Annotated in this window: 21 protein-coding genes; 16 read left to right on the top strand and 5 right to left on the bottom strand. The window is 65.2% G+C overall.

All coding sequences use genetic code 11. The features are described from left to right. Positions 1 to 1,047 precede the first annotated feature (1,047 nt). The gene (locus tag AC1ROY_RS33480; protein WP_493153295.1) at positions 1,048 to 1,686 is read left to right on the top strand and encodes a peptidoglycan recognition protein family protein; all 639 of its coding nucleotides are present in this window, start codon (positions 1,048 to 1,050) and stop codon (positions 1,684 to 1,686) included. Positions 1,687 to 1,772: 86 nt separating this feature from the next. On the opposite strand, the gene AC1ROY_RS33485 is transcribed toward AC1ROY_RS33480, so the two are convergent. The 4 genes from AC1ROY_RS33485 to AC1ROY_RS33500 all read right to left on the bottom strand — a co-directional run bounded on the left by AC1ROY_RS33485 (position 1,773) and on the right by AC1ROY_RS33500 (position 5,353). Further along, entirely contained in the window at positions 1,773 to 1,979 is a 207-nt protein-coding gene (locus AC1ROY_RS33485) for a hypothetical protein (RefSeq protein WP_493153296.1), read from the bottom strand. Between the two features lie 1,541 nt (positions 1,980 to 3,520). Beyond that, the gene (locus AC1ROY_RS33490; protein ID WP_493153297.1) at positions 3,521 to 4,348 is read right to left on the bottom strand and encodes an IS5 family transposase; all 828 of its coding nucleotides are present in this window, start codon (positions 4,346 to 4,348) and stop codon (positions 3,521 to 3,523) included. Between the two features lie 346 nt (positions 4,349 to 4,694). After that, complete coding sequence (locus AC1ROY_RS33495) at positions 4,695 to 5,036, bottom strand: hypothetical protein (RefSeq protein ID WP_493153298.1); 342 nt, start codon at positions 5,034 to 5,036, stop codon at positions 4,695 to 4,697. 83 nt (positions 5,037 to 5,119) lie between these two features. Next, complete coding sequence (locus AC1ROY_RS33500) at positions 5,120 to 5,353, bottom strand: DUF6894 family protein (RefSeq protein ID WP_493153299.1); 234 nt, start codon at positions 5,351 to 5,353, stop codon at positions 5,120 to 5,122. A 233-nt stretch (positions 5,354 to 5,586) separates the two neighbouring features. Here AC1ROY_RS33500 and AC1ROY_RS33505 point away from each other — a divergent pair, with 233 nt between their 5' ends. The 3 genes from AC1ROY_RS33505 (at position 5,587) to AC1ROY_RS33515 (ending at position 7,659) form a co-directional block, all read left to right on the top strand. After that, positions 5,587 to 5,826, top strand: coding sequence for a hypothetical protein (locus tag AC1ROY_RS33505; RefSeq protein WP_493153300.1), 240 nt, complete (start codon positions 5,587 to 5,589; stop codon positions 5,824 to 5,826). A 344-nt stretch (positions 5,827 to 6,170) separates the two neighbouring features. Then, a complete protein-coding gene (locus AC1ROY_RS33510; RefSeq protein WP_493153301.1) occupies positions 6,171 to 6,923 on the top strand; it encodes a hypothetical protein in 753 nt (250 codons plus the stop codon). 187 nt (positions 6,924 to 7,110) lie between these two features. After that, the gene (locus tag AC1ROY_RS33515) at positions 7,111 to 7,659 is read left to right on the top strand and encodes a hypothetical protein (RefSeq protein WP_493153302.1); all 549 of its coding nucleotides are present in this window, start codon (positions 7,111 to 7,113) and stop codon (positions 7,657 to 7,659) included. Between the two features lie 9 nt (positions 7,660 to 7,668). Here AC1ROY_RS33515 and AC1ROY_RS33520 read toward each other — a convergent pair whose 3' ends face one another. Continuing rightward, entirely contained in the window at positions 7,669 to 7,872 is a 204-nt protein-coding gene (locus tag AC1ROY_RS33520; RefSeq protein WP_493153303.1) for a YlcI/YnfO family protein, read from the bottom strand. A gap of 155 nt (positions 7,873 to 8,027) precedes the next feature. Here AC1ROY_RS33520 and AC1ROY_RS33525 point away from each other — a divergent pair, with 155 nt between their 5' ends. From AC1ROY_RS33525 to AC1ROY_RS33580, 12 genes are all read left to right on the top strand, one after another. After that, the gene (locus AC1ROY_RS33525; protein WP_493153304.1) at positions 8,028 to 8,474 is read left to right on the top strand and encodes a hypothetical protein; all 447 of its coding nucleotides are present in this window, start codon (positions 8,028 to 8,030) and stop codon (positions 8,472 to 8,474) included. Beyond that, positions 8,471 to 8,974 carry a hypothetical protein gene (locus AC1ROY_RS33530; protein ID WP_493153305.1) on the top strand — a complete coding sequence of 168 codons (504 nt, stop codon included), beginning with the start codon at positions 8,471 to 8,473 and terminating at the stop codon, positions 8,972 to 8,974. The genes AC1ROY_RS33525 and AC1ROY_RS33530 overlap by 4 nt, the downstream gene beginning before the upstream one ends. After that, positions 8,974 to 9,402 (top strand): hypothetical protein, encoded by a 429-nt coding sequence (locus tag AC1ROY_RS33535; protein WP_493153306.1) that lies wholly within the window; start codon positions 8,974 to 8,976, stop codon positions 9,400 to 9,402. Before AC1ROY_RS33530 ends, AC1ROY_RS33535 begins: the two co-directional genes overlap by 1 nt. Before the next feature lie 111 nt (positions 9,403 to 9,513). Beyond that, positions 9,514 to 10,074: a hypothetical protein gene (locus AC1ROY_RS33540; RefSeq protein ID WP_493153307.1), complete on the top strand. Its 561-nt coding sequence runs from the start codon at positions 9,514 to 9,516 to the stop codon at positions 10,072 to 10,074. Positions 10,075 to 10,161: 87 nt separating this feature from the next. Next, positions 10,162 to 10,404 (top strand): hypothetical protein, encoded by a 243-nt coding sequence (locus AC1ROY_RS33545; RefSeq protein WP_493153308.1) that lies wholly within the window; start codon positions 10,162 to 10,164, stop codon positions 10,402 to 10,404. Positions 10,405 to 10,617: 213 nt separating this feature from the next. Further along, positions 10,618 to 10,974, top strand: a complete 357-nt coding sequence (locus AC1ROY_RS33550) for a hypothetical protein (RefSeq protein WP_493153309.1) — start codon at positions 10,618 to 10,620, stop codon at positions 10,972 to 10,974. Next, positions 10,971 to 11,177 carry a hypothetical protein gene (locus AC1ROY_RS33555; protein ID WP_493153310.1) on the top strand — a complete coding sequence of 69 codons (207 nt, stop codon included), beginning with the start codon at positions 10,971 to 10,973 and terminating at the stop codon, positions 11,175 to 11,177. Before AC1ROY_RS33550 ends, AC1ROY_RS33555 begins: the two co-directional genes overlap by 4 nt. Then, positions 11,174 to 11,470 carry a hypothetical protein gene (locus AC1ROY_RS33560; protein ID WP_493153311.1) on the top strand — a complete coding sequence of 99 codons (297 nt, stop codon included), beginning with the start codon at positions 11,174 to 11,176 and terminating at the stop codon, positions 11,468 to 11,470. Before AC1ROY_RS33555 ends, AC1ROY_RS33560 begins: the two co-directional genes overlap by 4 nt. A 2-nt stretch (positions 11,471 to 11,472) precedes the next feature. Beyond that, complete coding sequence (locus AC1ROY_RS33565; RefSeq protein WP_493153312.1) at positions 11,473 to 12,333, top strand: toprim domain-containing protein; 861 nt, start codon at positions 11,473 to 11,475, stop codon at positions 12,331 to 12,333. Next, on the top strand, positions 12,326 to 13,867 hold the full coding sequence (locus AC1ROY_RS33570) for a DUF3987 domain-containing protein (protein ID WP_493153313.1): 1,542 nt from the start codon (positions 12,326 to 12,328) through the stop codon (positions 13,865 to 13,867). The genes AC1ROY_RS33565 and AC1ROY_RS33570 overlap by 8 nt, the downstream gene beginning before the upstream one ends. Then, positions 13,864 to 14,301: a hypothetical protein gene (locus tag AC1ROY_RS33575; RefSeq protein ID WP_493153314.1), complete on the top strand. Its 438-nt coding sequence runs from the start codon at positions 13,864 to 13,866 to the stop codon at positions 14,299 to 14,301. The genes AC1ROY_RS33570 and AC1ROY_RS33575 overlap by 4 nt, the downstream gene beginning before the upstream one ends. After that, a complete protein-coding gene (locus tag AC1ROY_RS33580) occupies positions 14,298 to 14,690 on the top strand; it encodes a hypothetical protein (RefSeq protein ID WP_493153315.1) in 393 nt (130 codons plus the stop codon). The genes AC1ROY_RS33575 and AC1ROY_RS33580 overlap by 4 nt, the downstream gene beginning before the upstream one ends. The last annotated feature ends 53 nt before the right edge of the window (positions 14,691 to 14,743 follow it).

Genomic DNA, 14,743 nt, shown 5'->3' on the forward strand with positions numbered 1-14,743 from the left:
CGCGAAGCGGGTAGCGCGACGCCTGGTGCCGGCGTTTCCGATGACTTGCCCATCGGATCTTCAGAGCGCGCCATTCGGCCGGCCTCCGCGATTGGGTGCGCGCTGCACCAGCCCGGGTGGGCGAAGTGGCGTGCCGGAGAAGTTCCGATTGAACTCCGCCTGGCGCTTGGCCCTGGCCAGGCGCTCCGTGGCAAAACCCTGGGGCGCGTGGTTCGTCGAAGGATGGGCCTGCCCCATGGTGGACAGGTCCTGGCCGCCCCGCGGCACGCTCGACCGGATATCCGCGGGTGTCTGAGCTACTGCGGCAGCGGAGGGGGCCGAGAAGCTGATTAATGATAAAAGAACTCTGCGAAACATGTTCGGACCTTTAATATCGAAAATTCGGATTGACTCCGCATCTCCATTAAAAATTCTACGTCGACAAAAGTAACTCGGAAGCGACATTATTTTTTGTATACTATACAATATTGAGAATGTTGCTCGAATCATGGGATTCTTGGCCGACTGTTGGTATGGCAACTATGCGCGCCACGAGAAGAAGCCCCCTGATGTCCGGTTTCCGCCTCTCCATGATCGTCATCATCCTGACGATCATCGCGCTCGCGGTGGCGCTGGGGTTGAGCGGATAACGGCCGGCACCTAACCCCCTCGCCTGGATCACCAGAGCGGGGTCAGGCCCGGCGCGAAGATGACGCCCGCGACTTCGAACGACATTGCCGCATCGCCGCCGCCTTCGTCCGCATGGCCACGATCCGCATCATGCTCCGCCGCCTCGCAGCAAAACCCTCATCTTAAATCAAAACTTCGCGGATGGGCTCTGAGGCTGACCCTCGTTTTCCGAATTTCCGCACGTTCCCCAAAACCCCCATAACCACCAAAACCCCCTGCCTCTCCGCCGATGGCTCGAAAACCGACGATCTGCGCTGCCAGATCCTCGCCATGATGGCCTCATGTTTTCGGCCTCATAGAATTACATGACATGGACTGGATTTAGGCCCTAGACCGATGCACCATCTCGGCTTCCTGAATGGAAGAGGAGTGCATAGGATGGCGATCTGTTGGTTGGCTGATCAGTCGCCGGTTCGCAAAAATCAGAAGCATACCTACAGTACCAATACCACCAATCGCACCTTTAAGACGTATATCGTTCACATCGCTGAAGGCGGAAGCTGCCCAGGCATGAAGAACTGGTTCGAGAACGACGAGAAACGCGGCTATGACGGCCAGATTCTTCCAGAGAAGTCGCAGTTTGCCGGCGCGCACTTCGGCATCGAGCGAGATGGGCGCATTGTTCAGTTTGTGGACACGGGCTTCATGGTCTACGGCGCCGGACCTGCCAACGAGCATTCGGTGAATGTCGAGAGCGTCGGCAAGCCTGGGGATAGCCTGACGGACGCCCAGGTTGAGGCGCATGGCAACCTGCTGGCTTGGTGCCACCAGACGCATGGCATCTCCCTGCGCCTCAACTTCCTGGGACCATTCTTCTTCTCCGATGCCGAGGTGAAATACCGCGCCATCAAGAAGGAAAAACTGCCAGCCCTGAATGATGGCATTGGGTTTCACGCCCAGTACGGCGGCCACCCTTATTGCCCCGGCATCCCTGTCGTGAAGCAGCTGCCAGCCGTGCTGAGCGTGGCTCAGGACATCATAGCAGGGCGGCGAACCTGGTCGATCGAGCTCGGCTGAGAACGGCGCAACCGCGCGCTAGAAGGAGATGGAGGCCGAGCAGCTGAGTTGGCGCGCTCACCGGCCCCTCTGCCCGCTCTGCCCGGCTAGGTGTCTGCAGGATATTCTTTCCGGTAGCGCGCCTTGAACTGGCGCTTTCCGAAGCGCTCGACCAGCTCGGCCTCCAACTCGCGGACCTTCTGCCGGATCTCGACCGCGTCGATGCCCCGCTTCTTCGCTTCGATGAGGGCCAGCCGGTGCCGGTGGAATTCGGCCATCAGCGCGCCGTTGGTTTCGGGGTTCATGTTGGGCATGAGATGAATCCCGCGCCGCGGCTAGGTTGCGAAGGCGGCGTAAATGAAGAGGCCGACCGCTACGCCGACAATGGCGAGCGTGAGAAAGATTGTGCTCTGGCGGCGGGTGTTCATAGCGTTTTCCTTTCCGTCTGAACGCCCGGCATGACCCAAAGTAACCCTCCGGCCCGCCATCACCGCAAAGTAGGCCCGGGCCTATCCTGCGCGCGTCGCCGAGCTGGCGGAGACCGCGCCGATGGGACTCTCGCCCGCCCCGGTGCCGTCGTCCGAGAAGGATTAGAGGCCGACGACTCCATCAGCAGCTCCGCGACCGGCACCAGGCCCGATTGGGCGCCGGCCGGCGGGTGAAGATCCAAGATACCGACGGCGCAAATCCAGCCCATGACAATCCACACGGAACAGATGAGACCGCGGGCCAGCGTGCGGGCCAGGCGGTCGGTGATGGTATTGAGGGCTCCGGGGCGAGGAAATTCATTCCTCGGCTTTCAACTAGCGCGCGGCGGGGCCTCGTGAAACGCCAGTCTCAGCATGGCAGCCGGCCTGCTGCTCCGTGCAACTATCTTCTCGCCAGCCACGCCGAGCCCCTGACGAACTGCAGAATTAGATGTTGCTGGTGACCAAGCCCGAGATGCCGGGACATAGATGTCGCTGGCGTCGTGGCCGCTCGCCTCAGCCGGGGGCTGGTGGCACGGCGGGTGCGGCGCGCGCCCGCTCGGCAGCACGCGGCGGGGGAGAAGGCGGCGGGGGCGGCGGCGCGGCGGCGCGTGAACTCCCTGGCGTTGGCGGCGGGACGACCACAATCGGTGGTGCTGCCGTTACCGGCGGCCGACGCGCAGGCGGCAGGGGCAAGGCCGGCACCGGAGCCGGAGATACCGGATGCGGGGCCTGTCTCGGTCCTGGCGGCGGTGGCGGCGGCGGAGCGATACCCCGCGGGCCCGACGGCATCGACGGCATTGACGGGACGATACTGGCGGGTGCTGCCACCGGGAGTGATGAGGCGACGGCGGGCGGGGCTGACCGCACCACCGGGATCGGCGAGGCGATCGGAAGGGGCGGCGGCGGCGTCACAGGAACGGCTATCGCAATGGAGGGTATGCTTGCTGGTGTGACTGGAATCGGTGCGGTGGCGGGGGACTGATTCGCTGGGGCCACCAGGTCGGGCGGAGGGATAGGACGCGATGGCTGGGCGTCGGCCGTCACTCCCGGGCGCAGGGAGCCCGCTCGAAGTGCCCTGATGGGAAGCATAGCGAAACCCGCGACAGAGCCGATGCCCATGACGCAAAGAAGCCAATTAGAGACGGGAGTCGATTGACCCAGGAAGCGAAGCACAGCAGCAGGGATGGCCGGCGCAATAAGCGAGGTGACAAGCAGCAATGCAAGAAGAATCACGCCGCCAGCAGGCAATCTGACAGTGATCGCAATAGGTTTAGTCGAGATTGACTTTAACCAAGGTTTCACTGTGCGTCGCCCTCTCTCCATAACAGGGAATATAAGATGCGGCGCATGCAGTGCTGTCCAGAGGTAAGAGCCCTTTTGGAAAATCAGGGGTGGGCGTTTCTGCGAAGTAGGATGCCTGCCATGGCGATGAGGATCATGGCCTCGGAGACATCGAGGCGCTGCTCATAGTCGCGCACGAGGCGCCGCCAGCGTGTCATCCATCCAAAGGTGCGCTCTACGACCCAGCGACGCGGCAAGACCTGAAAGCCGGCCTGGCTGTCGGATCGACGAATGACCTCGACGGTGAAGTCCAGGAAGGCTGCTTTCTCCATCAGCTTCAGCCGGTCATAGGCGCCGTCCGCGAACATGTGCTTTACCCAGGGCCAGCGTTTGCGGATGCCGTCCAGGATCGTCTGGGCTCCGGCAGAGTCGGAGATGTCGGCCGGCGTCAGGTGGACCATCAGCAGCCGCCCGTCGGTATCGACCGCGATGTGGCGCTTGCGGCCCAGCACTTTCTTGCCCGCGTCATAGCCCCGCTGGGCTCCGGCAGCCGGCGCTTTGACCGACTGGCTGTCGATGACCCCGCCCGAGGGGCTCGCCTCGCGTCCTGCTCGCTCCCGATCACACATCAGGGCCAGGTCGTGGATGGTCTGGAACAGGAACCGCCGCATCAACCGGCGGAACCACCAATAGACCGTCTGCCAGGGACCGAAATGGACCGGAAGCATCTCCCATCCGCAGCCCGAGCGGACCAGATAGCGAAGTGCGTTGAGCACCTCGCGCAGATCCACCTCCCGCGGCCGGCCCCGCTGACGAGGCTTGGGCATCAATGGTCCGATCTGATCCCATTCCTCGTCCGTCAGATCAGACGGGTAACGCTTCGTCTTTCTGGTGATCTCGGCCATCCGGCCGCGGCTCCGCTCGGTCCACATCCCAAGCGTGAATCACGCCACGCAGCCAAAGGGAATCCCGAAAACCGATTTCTCAAAAGGGCTCTAAGTCGAATGGCCGTTGGCCAGGGCGGCGGCTCCAGTGCGTCCCTCCGGCGTCACCGCAATCGTCACCGACCTAGGCGGATGCGACGCGCCCTCGACAGTCTCGCCTTCTACCATCGGCGCGGCGCGGCCAGCGATAGCGCTGGCCCCTAAATCATCGGCGCTCGGCACCCCAGCGGCAGCGCCTGGTCCTGCCACGCGTCGATGACCGGACGCTGACGCCTCTTCACATCGAGCTAAAGCACCTGCCCACCCGAGTTATCCGTGTGGGCATTTTTGCGTTTCAGGTCCGCCGTTCGAACATCGAGAATTCTGAGCTGTCCCTCGGTTTCGACTGAAGCAGTGCGGCGACCCCGGCCGCTTGCAGGATCTCTTCAACCTGCTGCCATGATATCGTCGCCGGCTGCAGCCGCGACCGCATCCAGGCCTCGAGTGCTTTGGTGATTTCCGGGTGGCCAAGCACAGCCCGAGGCCACGGAGCGTTGTCCCAATCGATGGTGGTGATCGTCTTCGCCGCGCCTAAGCCTATGGTCGCTTGGACCCCGCCGGAAGGCGTAAGGATGAGATGGAAGGGCATGTTCTCCGCAGCATCTGGGCCAGCTATTCCATCCGGGGGACGCATCATGCCGCATTATCCTGGGATAACCGGCGAACGGATTATTCCGACCGGGGACAGCAGTCACGACCGCGCCGACTGATGCGTTTGAGCTACTCCCACCGCCCGACGAAGGTCACGGAAACAGTGTAAAGCAATCGGCCTTCCTCATCGCGGACCTTGCATAAGGTGCTGGCCCATTCCCCGATCGGCTTCCGGTCCCGCGCCATAGCGTGGGCGGCGGCGATCGCTTCGAAACGCGCTGCCTGGAGATGGTCGAGCACCAGTCCGCATTCGTCCCGACAGAGCACCCCCGTGTCGTCGATGTCGAAGAAATATCGCGGCATCTGCCTCTCGCCCGAAAGTCATTGCCTGTCCCCGCGTCAAACGATCCGGCTTCATCCCGGTTTCGCGGCACCAACCTGGGCACCGCGCTGTAGTTGTCCTGTTGGAGAGGCTCCGGCCGGGTTTCCGTCAGGGAGGCGCAGGTCACCAGCATGCCATCGGTGCCGGGGGATATGGCTTGCGATCGCACTCCCACCGACGCACGGTTTCCAAATGGAAAGGCAAGGAGAGGGGCATGACCACCCGCCCTGCGGCCGCCGGAGCTTCATCCGCGACGAGTGATCATCAGGGCCAATCGCTTCTCAATTGGATGACGGAAAATCGCGACAAGGTCGCGGCGATGGTCGAGACCGCCGGCACCAATTGGGACAGAGCAGCAGAAGAATTCCGCGCCGTCGGATTGAGAGATGAGGCCGGCCTGCCACCAACCGCGGAGACGGCGGCTAAAACATGGGAGCTCATCAACCAAAGCTAATCTATCGCTGCCGCGACTAAATCCGCGCTTGGAATGTTAGTCCTTTCGCCCGTCCAGGGGCGCGTCAGCATCATGGGCCTGGATACCCGGAGATGCGCGGCCAGTGCCCTGCGGAGATCCGCGCGGCTCGTGCTGCAAAGGATCGGCTCACGGTCCTTATCGCCGGCGGCATCAGCCTGGAGCCGCATGGTCGCGATCGGTACCGGCGTCTCCTTGCCATCGTCCGCGACCAAACGTGCACGCCATCTATCAAATAGACGCCAAGTGACGCACCTCGTCCGATCGCTTCCATAAGGCAAAGACCCTGGTTATCCTCCCTCGCGGGCGGCTCACGGGGAGACGATATGCCGACGAATTGGAAGGATGTCAGCGAGATCGCCAAGAATCTCGTGTCGACCGCAGCCGTTGTCGTCGGCGGACTATGGGTGCTCTACCAGTGGGACACTCTCTTCCCGAAAACACGGGCTGAGATTCAGACTGCTGCCGCCTCAGTGAGAACGGACATCGCTGGCACGTTCGGCATCCAGCTCGATTTGAGCGAGGACGGCAGCACTATTCCATTCAGGGTGTCGGCAGCGGCGACCGAGGCAGGCGACATTCACGAGTATTGTAGCGCCAATCCATCGGCCGTGCTGATGCAGACGACACCAGTTTTCGGCCAGTTGGTGCTGAAGAGTGCGAGCAGTATCCCGGTCCGCGCAAACGTTGAAAATATTCAGGTCGCCACGGCCCCCATCGGGTCACCGCTCATCGTGCCCCGGACCAATCAGCCACCAAGCGTGACGCCAGTGGCGGTCGCCAACGTCGCCACGGCGAGTGACGACAACATATTCTTTGGTGGCCTTCGGGAGAATCGAATCGAGAGGGGGCAGGAGGTCCAGGTCGCGGTGATGTTCAATGCTGAGATCCCGGTACATTGCTCGCACCTGGAACGCCTGGTGCTCTTCAGGGCTTCCGTGGCGCTCACGGCGATCGACCCAGCCCGGGACCTACCTGTCGGCGGCCCGGTGCCAAAGGTTTTTGTCACGGCCTGCCAGCTCAGCCCGCGCACTGGCCCAGCTTGCAATATCACGGGAGTCAGCGCCCGGGGGCAGTGATCCCAAGCTCACTCCTTGCGGATGGGCCTCGGCTATTCCGCCTGCTTCCTCAGCCTCACCCCCGGCCCTTCACCATTGTCCAGCATGAAGATTACGCCGGCGGCGTCGAGGGCTTTGGACCGCTCGCCGCTTCGTAGATTTCTCGCACCCCGTCTCATAGGCTGCCACAACCGGTCGGGAGTCTGGGATGAAGGTCGTTGCTGAAAACTCAGAGGAGGAACTCCGGGCGCGGGCAGCCCAGGAACGGATCGATAGAGCCCAGCGCCACGCTGAACAGGCGCTGCGCGAACTCGCCGCCAACCTCATCCGCGTCGTCCGAGGCGCTGGCAAATCCTACAACATCGTCCGCGAGGCAAGGGAATTTCTCGATGCGGTCGCAGAATACTACGAAGCCAAAGGCTCCGGACCATTCGAGCCGTTCCGGGATTCTTCTCTGCAGATAGGGAAAGATGACTTGCGGTCCCGCCTTGGCGAGACGGAGCGCCGTCGCTTCGACGCAAAGAACGCTATCATCCGAGGCGCGCTCCAAATCGCGGCATCTCGCCTATTGGATCAGTCAACTCACGAGGCGGCGGGGCGCAGCGAGCTCTACCAGGGCCTCCACGATATGGATGAACTCCGAGAGGAGCAGCGGAAGGCCGCTCGTCAAGCGGAAGCGCTCTACAAGGCCAGCTTTTCAAAGCCGCGGAAGCGCAAGCAGGTGAAGCGGAAGGTCGCCAAGAGGGCGTCGACCTGACGGATCTGCCTACTCCCGAAGGAAGCCCTGAGCCTTCAATTCCTTAATGAGAAGGCGCTCCACCCACTGCGCGACGGTTCGGCCGTCGGCGTCGGCTGCCGCCTCTACCGCCTGTTTCAATTCGGGTTCGACGCGCAGCGAAACGGCCGCTGACCTAACCATGGCAACTCCGTGTGCAGATGTGTGATGATGAGTGTTGACATCACTAGTCATTGAATGCAATTTGCACACATTGACACTCGATGTCAATCAGCCGAGCAAGAGGGGTAGGAGCCTCTCGCCCGGCCTGACCACAACCCATGATGTGGAGCATCAGGACCATGGCTATCAGACAGAATACCACACGCGGTGGAGCTTTGCCCGCTGCCTTGGCAGCCTTCCCCGCTTTCTCGGGAGGCGGCATCGACCAGACCGTCACGGACCTCATCCTCTCGGCCGAGCAGGTGGTGGCTACCGCCGAAGCCAAGGCCATGGACAAGAAGCGGCGCGGCTATCGCAGCTTCTGGGGGGAGGAGAGCCATGGTGGCGTGGGCGAGTACTGCCACTACGAGCACCTCGTGGACGAGAGCTGCAAGGTGCCCGAGGCCGATGGGCGTTTCGCCTGCTCGCGCGAGAAGCGGCTTTCGGCGGCCGGATGGCGGTTCCTCCCGCTGCCGAAGCTGGTGAGGCGGACGGGCGAGGCCATACACCGGCCGCCGCTCGAATGGGATGTCTTCGCGGGCTGGCTCGCGATTCCGCCGGAGGGCAGCGAGGACGCGGCGCGCAGATTCCCCAAGAAGGGCGACGCGATGCGCTGGGCGGAGGCACGGGCATGAGCGCGCGCAGCTTCGTCTGGCCGAAGCGCCAGGACTGGACGCCACCGGCCTCGCCTCCGCCGCCCCCGCCACCCGCCAACGGCTTCAATCGGCGGGCTGCGCTCATGGGCAGCGCGGTTGCAATGCTGGCCGCGCCCGCCATCGAGGGTGCTGTCGCGGCGCCCCATCCGGACGCCGAGTTGATCACGCTTTGCCGGCAGTACATGGCGCTGACGGATCAAATCCGGGCGGCCTTTCGGGCGATGCCGGCGCATTACCGGCTTGAGCAGGAAGACGCCTACGGCGCGGAGCACATCGCGCCGCTGGAGCGGGTGCAGACCGAGCTGTTCGACAACCAGATCGAGAGCCTCAGGGCGAAGACGGTGGACGGCCTTCTGATCCGCATCCAAATGATGGTGCAGGAATTCCCGCATCTGGTCGAGGAAGAGCAGTACGGCGAGGAAGCCCTGCTCAAGACCATCCTGCTCGACGGGATGGCGCTGGCAGGAGGGCAAGTCTGATGGCCTCCCGTCGTTCCATCCTCACCGGCAGCGCCATCATGCTGCTGGATGCCCCTGCTGCCCTGGCTGGCGCTGCGCACCCTGACGCCGAGATCTTTGCCCTCTGCTCCGAGCACGGCGAGCTGCAGCGCCGGAAGGCGGCCATCTGGGATGCCTATCCGTACCCGATGGACTTCGAGCAGGAGGAAGCGCTCGACAAGATCCACACGGACCCTCTGACAGATCGTCAGGACGAGATCATCGATCGCCTGTGCAGGATCGAGGCGAAGACCCTGCAAGGCCTGCTGGCTAAGATGGCGTGGCTCGCCGCATTCGATCCCAGCGTGACCGACACTTCGGACTGCGATGGGACCGTGGCGGAGCGCATGCTGCCCGGCATCTTCCGCAACGGGCTGGCGCTCCACGCCGCTGGCACCGGCTCGGCCTGATCCGGTAGCATGACCTCGGCGGGGCTAGGTCTGGCCGCCGAAGGGCCGGTTTCCGCACCGGCCCGCCCCGCCGTCCACCACATGCGGAAAGGCGCCAGCGGAGGCGCGGATATGACTGAACCTGAGTATCGCGGGATGCTTGCGGATATCCTAAGGGGAAGGCCGCGACGTTTAGATGAAGTGCTGCTCGACCTGGCTCGACTTCGAGATGAGCTGACGGCGCAACTGGGCATTGACCGCGCGCGCCGATTAATTTCGGCGGTTGCGACGCAAAAGGTAAGGCGCGGTCGTCCTAGGGGCAGCAAGTCGTATCCGCACGACTCAGAGGCCTATCGCATGATCTTGGATGAGCTAGCAGCCGACCGCTCGCTCGCATTTAAAACAGCCGCACGCAGGCTCGCCGTCGAAGGCTGCGCTAAAGCCCCTCAGAGGTTCGGGCCAAGCGTTGAGGGCGCGGTAAAGCGGTGGTCAATGATGCATTCAGCCGAGCGCGCCGAGCGCACCCGCGTAGCGAGCCTAGCGGCTCGGGCCCTAAAGCCAGCAAGAGCTCAAACAGACAGGTTCAGCGGCCTGTTCAGGCTCGGCATTGCGGCGGGTAGTCAAAAAGGGCTTCTTGGGGAGGTTAATTCAGGGGATTTAATTTCCCGGGGAAATGAAAAGACCAATGAATAATTCCCGCGCAATCCGCTAATCTCGGGATTAATTCGAGTTCCATGAAGCAGCCGGGGCCGCCCCGGCGCACCGTGGAGCACCCTGCACATGCCGAACCTCAACTTCATCAACCGCCAGGCGCCGAACCTGCCGGCACTGGTCCCGCTCCCGCAAGGGCAGGCGGTGTTCGGGCTTCCCCGCAGCACCACCTATCGAGCGGCCGCCGCTGGCCTGGTCGAACTGCGGAAGATCGGCTCGCGGACCTACATCGTGAGCGAGACGGCCCTGGCCTACATCGCGTCCCTGCCCACGCTGACGCCGCGTCAGGACCCGCGCCGGAAGGCCGCCTGATGCGCGCCGCGGTCTTCTGCATCGCTGCGCTGGTCGCCCTCGCGTTGAGCGACCTCCTGACCCTCACCAACCCCTGGAAATAGCGACGCCCCCGACCGGGGAGTCGAGGGCGCGCGAACTGTCGGCGATGGTTGAGTGGCATCGACCATATACGCTGACACCACACGCTTTCCAAGGCTTTTCCGGGCGGCGGGCTGTCCAACGGAGACAGTCATGACCATTCATTTTCACCGTGGAGAAGCGCCACCGCTTCATCGTCTCGGCGCGCACGATCTGGCGTCGGCGGACGACCGCGCCTGGTTCGAGCAGCACACAGGACGGAACCACCGCATCCGCCGCGCCTACATGGGGGAAGGGCGGCTGCACCCTGACAAGTTGAGCTTCGTCGCGGTGCGCCAGGTCGCGCCCGGCGCGCGTGTCCGCGTCCAGATGTTCGTGCCGGCTCCCGCGCCGCGGGCCGAGGCCACTGAGCTTGAGGCCGAGATCGTCTTCACGCGGCTGATGGAGGCTGATCCCGACGTGGTCGAGATGGTCGCGGCCATGGAACGCGCCGTGGAGGCTCACCCATGAGCCGCCGCGCCAACACCCGTCAGCAGCCCGCCAGGACGCCGCTGACGGCTTCTGCCGAGCCCGCGCGCTTGGTGATCGTCCCCAATCTCCTGGACGCTCACGGCGAGCCTGTGATCGTCCGCGCCACCGGCTCGCTCCGGCGGCCCGTGCTGACAGCGCTGGTCGGCTTCGCGGCCCTCGCCGCGAGCGGGAGGCGCGCATGAACGCCATGGCCTTCCCGCCCTGCGACGCCGGCCGCGTCCTGGACAGCGCCATGCGCGCTGCCGACGCGGCAGCCAGCGAACAGGCGACGCTCCAGCATCGAGAGCAGGCCATGCCCTGGGGCACGCGCGACATCGCGACGCTCCTGGACGAGGAGGTCTGCCGCGTGGCGGCCCTCCGCGCCACGAAGCCGATCCTGACTGCGCTGACCGGCGACGAGGACATGATCCTCATCGTCGCTCACGGCATGGCGGAGGAGGCGATGGCCCGCCTCCGGAAGCGGGGTGCGGCATGAGCATGACCGCATCCGAAATCGCCGCGGAGCTGGGCCTGCGCCGCGCCGGTAGCCATGGCTGGTCGGGCGACTGCCCAGCCTGCGGCTACCGCAACGGCCTGCGGCTCAACGAGAAGGAAGGACGCGCGCTCTGGTGGTGCGCGTCCTGCCAGGACAAGGACGCGCTGACCGAGGCCGTGACGGGACGAGCCCCTCGCGTTCCGCACGATAGCGGTGCTGCTCCCGCCGGCGCCGACAACGCCGCCCGCACAGGGAAGGCGATGCTCCTCTGGGAGGATCGCTATCCGCTGATCGACAGCCCGGCGGAGCACTACCTCGGCACGCGCGGCCTCTCGGCTCCGGATGGCGGCGCGCTCGGCTACCTGCGCGACGCGTGGCACCTGAGCGGGCAGCGCGCCAGCTGCATGATCGCGTTGGCCACCAACGCCGCCGGCGAGGGGCAGGCGGTGCACCGGACGTATCTCGCGCCCGGCGGTAGCGGAAAAGCCGCTCTGGACCCGCCCAGGGCCACGCTGGGGCCTGTCGGCGGTGCGGTGGTGCGTCTCTGCATCTGGAGGCAGGGCCAGCCCCTGGTGATGGGAGAGGGCATCGAGACGAGCCTGTCCGCAGGCATTCTTCTCGGCGCTCCGGCCTGGGCCGCGCTTTCGGCTGGCAACATGGCGAGAGTTCCGCTTCCGGACGGGCTGCGGGAGCTTGTCATCGCGGCGGACAACGACCTGCCGGGCCAGCGTGCGGCCTGGGCCGCCGCGGACGGCTTCACGGCCGCCGGCCTGCGTGTGCGGGTGGTGACGCCGGACATCGACGGCGAGGACTTCAACGACCTCCTGCAGCGCCGGATGGCGCAGGCGGTGCCGAATGGCTGATGGATTCACCAGCACCGAGGCCGTCCTTCCGCTCCCGTCGGTGGCGCTGCTGCGCGATCGGCGCGCCCCGCCGCCCTTTCCGCTCGATCTGCTCGGCCCTGTCTGGGCCGCGCGCATGGCCAGCGCGGCTGAGGCAAAGAACTCGCCCGTAGACTACATCGTAGCGGGGCTGCTGGCAGGCGCGGCGGCATGCATCGGCAACTCCCGCTGGCCGTCACCCTGGCAGGGTTGGTCGGAGCCGCCTTTCCTATGGATCGGCGCCGTCGGCAATCCCAGCTCCAGCAAGACGCCCGGCCTCGGCGCCACCCTCTCGGACGTGCTGCCGGATCTCGAGGTGGAGATGGCGGGCGACTACCCGGAGAAGATCAAGGGGTGGGAGACCCTGAATGCGGAGGCTTCGGCCATCCGCGACAAATGGGAAAAGGAAGTCGCTAGGGCCGTGAAGGCCGACATGGCGCCGCCACGGATGCCGGATGGCGCGCAGGCCCCGCCACGTCCGGTTCGGCCGCGGCTCATCACGTCGGACAGCACCATGGAGAAGCTGGCGCTCCTGCTCCAGGGCTGCCCACGTGGCCTGCTTCTGCACCGCGACGAGCTGGCCGCCTTCCTCGGCAGCTTCGACCGCTATGGCTCCGGCAAGGGCGGGGGTGATCGCGCGGCTTGGCTGGAGGCGTGGAACGGCAAGGCGAAGTCGATCGACCGGGTGAAGAACCCCGAGCCGATCTTCGTGCCGCGCTTCGCCTTGGGCATCGTCGGGACGATCCAGCCGGACCGGCTCTCCGAGCTGACATCGGGCGCGGACGACGGCCTGGCGGTTCGCTTCCTTTGGGTATTCCCGGAGCCGCGGCCTTTCGCTCGCCCTGCCCAGATCGACGCGCCGGACGTGTGGCGAGCCAGCCTGGCGCGGCTGCTCAGGCTCCCGATGCCGACGGGTGAGAACGGTGAGCCGCGGCCATGGTTCATGCGGTTCACGGACGGCGCGGCAAGCATTGTGGAGGAGGCTGCGCAGGAGTGGGCGGCGCGCGAGACGCGCGTGTCGGGATTGATGCTCGGCGCGATCGGTAAGGCGCGTGGTCAGGCCGTTCGGCTGGCGGTGGTGGTGGAGCTGCTTCGCTGGTGCGCCGAGAGGCCCGGCGTGGAAGCGCCGGCCGAGGTATCCGAAGGCGCGGCGCTCGCCGGCGCGGCCCTGATGGCCGACTACTTTCTCCCGATGGCGGAGCGCGCCTTCGGCGAGGGCATCCTGTCCGTCTCCGAGCGGCACGCGCGGACCCTGCTGCGGCACATCGTCGCCAGCGGCCTCACGGTCGTGAACGAGCGGCAGATCCGCGATACACCCGGCTTGCAGGGTCTTTCGAGCGCCGAGGCCGTGAAGGCGGCGGTGGCCGTCCTGCAGACCGAGGACGTGCTGCTTCGGGCACCACGCGAGACCGGTCCTCACGGAGGCCGGCCGCCGAACAACCACACGGTGAACCCGCGCCTCGGTGAGGCCGTCGCCAAGTGGAAAGCGAAGCAGCGCGAGGAGGCCGGACAATGAGCCGCTTTCTCGCGCGAGCGCTGGCCGTAGTCCGCGCGGAGACGACGACCAAGCCTGCCGGGTCCCCGGACGCGCCGTCTGGTTTTGGGAGTTTTGGTGGTTTTGGGGAACGCACCTCCAGAGCGAAAGCGCTCCCTGCACAGGTCCCGACCCGGGGTTTTGGTGGTTATGGGGGTTTTGGGGAACGCGCGGAAAATGAGAATGCACCCCCGGAAGTCAGCATCTGGCCTGAGGGTTCCGACTACAGCCTGACCTCGGATGCGGTGGAGATCGCACACATCCTGGATGAGGGCGGGGATGCGCGCTGGTGCCCCAACCACGGCCTGGACATCACGCGGGCCGATGGCCGGTACCTCGGCATCTCGCCCAGCCGGGCAGCCAAGCTCCGGGCTCTGGGCCTGCTGTCCGCTCAGGTGCTGGAGGCCGCGCCATGAGTGACCTCACCACGACAGGCCGCCGCCTCGCGAAGATCTTGCCGCTGCTCGCCAGCGATCAGCCGGGCGAGGTGGCCGGTGCCGCTGCCGGTTTAATCCGCGTGCTGTCGGCCGGCGGCATGGACCTCAACGACCTCGCAGGCTTGGTGGGCGCGGAGCTGGAGCGGCGGGCCAAGCCGGCCTTCACCTTCGCGACCCTCGCCTCCCGCGCCGCGCGCAAGCAAATCAGCCTCCTGGCCTGGCGAGAGGGCGTCTCGCTCGCCGATCGCGCCCGCATGGAGCGCCAGCGCGCCTGGCTGCTCGGGAAGCCCGCCACGGCGCGCCTGCCAGACAGCGAAATCCAATGGCTAGACGCCCTTTGGCGCAAGGCCTTCGGAGGCGCCCCATGACGTGCTCCGAGGACGAGCGAAACCCACAGCAAAATGAGGATCGGACACGTGAT

This window comes from Roseococcus sp. GW821-FHT12F05, assembly GCF_058806835.1.

Coding starts and splice junctions, on each gene's coding strand:
- AC1ROY_RS33480 (WP_493153295.1), top strand. CDS start 1,048: ATGGCGATCTGTTGGTTGGCTGATCAGTCGCCGGTTCGCAAAAATCAG.
- AC1ROY_RS33485 (WP_493153296.1), bottom strand. CDS start 1,979: ATGCCCAACATGAACCCCGAAACCAACGGCGCGCTGATGGCCGAATTC.
- AC1ROY_RS33490 (WP_493153297.1), bottom strand. CDS start 4,348: ATGTGGACCGAGCGGAGCCGCGGCCGGATGGCCGAGATCACCAGAAAG.
- AC1ROY_RS33495 (WP_493153298.1), bottom strand. CDS start 5,036: ATGATGCGTCCCCCGGATGGAATAGCTGGCCCAGATGCTGCGGAGAAC.
- AC1ROY_RS33500 (WP_493153299.1), bottom strand. CDS start 5,353: ATGCCGCGATATTTCTTCGACATCGACGACACGGGGGTGCTCTGTCGG.
- AC1ROY_RS33505 (WP_493153300.1), top strand. CDS start 5,587: ATGACCACCCGCCCTGCGGCCGCCGGAGCTTCATCCGCGACGAGTGAT.
- AC1ROY_RS33510 (WP_493153301.1), top strand. CDS start 6,171: ATGCCGACGAATTGGAAGGATGTCAGCGAGATCGCCAAGAATCTCGTG.
- AC1ROY_RS33515 (WP_493153302.1), top strand. CDS start 7,111: ATGAAGGTCGTTGCTGAAAACTCAGAGGAGGAACTCCGGGCGCGGGCA.
- AC1ROY_RS33520 (WP_493153303.1), bottom strand. CDS start 7,872: ATGACTAGTGATGTCAACACTCATCATCACACATCTGCACACGGAGTT.
- AC1ROY_RS33530 (WP_493153305.1), top strand. CDS start 8,471: ATGAGCGCGCGCAGCTTCGTCTGGCCGAAGCGCCAGGACTGGACGCCA.
- AC1ROY_RS33535 (WP_493153306.1), top strand. CDS start 8,974: ATGGCCTCCCGTCGTTCCATCCTCACCGGCAGCGCCATCATGCTGCTG.
- AC1ROY_RS33540 (WP_493153307.1), top strand. CDS start 9,514: ATGACTGAACCTGAGTATCGCGGGATGCTTGCGGATATCCTAAGGGGA.
- AC1ROY_RS33545 (WP_493153308.1), top strand. CDS start 10,162: ATGCCGAACCTCAACTTCATCAACCGCCAGGCGCCGAACCTGCCGGCA.
- AC1ROY_RS33550 (WP_493153309.1), top strand. CDS start 10,618: ATGACCATTCATTTTCACCGTGGAGAAGCGCCACCGCTTCATCGTCTC.
- AC1ROY_RS33555 (WP_493153310.1), top strand. CDS start 10,971: ATGAGCCGCCGCGCCAACACCCGTCAGCAGCCCGCCAGGACGCCGCTG.
- AC1ROY_RS33560 (WP_493153311.1), top strand. CDS start 11,174: ATGAACGCCATGGCCTTCCCGCCCTGCGACGCCGGCCGCGTCCTGGAC.
- AC1ROY_RS33565 (WP_493153312.1), top strand. CDS start 11,473: ATGACCGCATCCGAAATCGCCGCGGAGCTGGGCCTGCGCCGCGCCGGT.
- AC1ROY_RS33570 (WP_493153313.1), top strand. CDS start 12,326: ATGGCTGATGGATTCACCAGCACCGAGGCCGTCCTTCCGCTCCCGTCG.
- AC1ROY_RS33575 (WP_493153314.1), top strand. CDS start 13,864: ATGAGCCGCTTTCTCGCGCGAGCGCTGGCCGTAGTCCGCGCGGAGACG.
- AC1ROY_RS33580 (WP_493153315.1), top strand. CDS start 14,298: ATGAGTGACCTCACCACGACAGGCCGCCGCCTCGCGAAGATCTTGCCG.